Source organism: Methylocella tundrae (genome assembly GCF_901905185.1).
In the GTDB taxonomy this organism is placed as follows: domain Bacteria; phylum Pseudomonadota; class Alphaproteobacteria; order Rhizobiales; family Beijerinckiaceae; genus Methylocapsa; species Methylocapsa tundrae.
Genome location: NZ_CABFMQ020000061.1, coordinates 1 through 382 on the forward strand (window position 1 = coordinate 1; position 382 = coordinate 382).

1 protein-coding gene is annotated in these 382 nt (G+C 63.1%); it reads right to left on the bottom strand.

Annotated elements, in window-relative coordinates:
• Positions 1 to 206 precede the first annotated feature (206 nt).
• Positions 207 to 377 (bottom strand): 50S ribosomal protein L33, encoded by a 171-nt coding sequence (gene rpmG / locus MPC4_RS05920; protein WP_092954775.1) that lies wholly within the window; start codon positions 375 to 377, stop codon positions 207 to 209.
• Positions 378 to 382 lie beyond the last annotated feature (5 nt).

The window sequence follows — 382 nt, forward strand, 5'->3', positions numbered from 1 at the left end:
CCAGTGCAGTGCCTTGCCGAAGGGGCGGGACGGAGGCCGACGGGCTGCTGCCTGAGGCGGCATCCGGCGGCAGGGCGATGGCGGATCTTCCCGGGGGCCGTGCCCTGGGGCCTTCCGCAGCGCATCCCGCCGTGTGCGCACGACAAAAAGAAAAGCCGCCCTCGGTGGGGCGGCTTCTCGGGAAAGCGCTGGAAGCGGCTGGCGCCTTACTTCAGCTTCATTTCCTTGTACTCGACGTGCTTGCGAGCCTTGGGGTCGAACTTGATGATCAACATCTTTTCAGGCATCGTCTTCTTGTTCTTGGTGGTGGTGTAGAAGTGGCCGGTTCCTGCGGTGGATTCCAGCTTGATCTTGTCGCGTCCGCCTTTGGTTGCCATGGTGC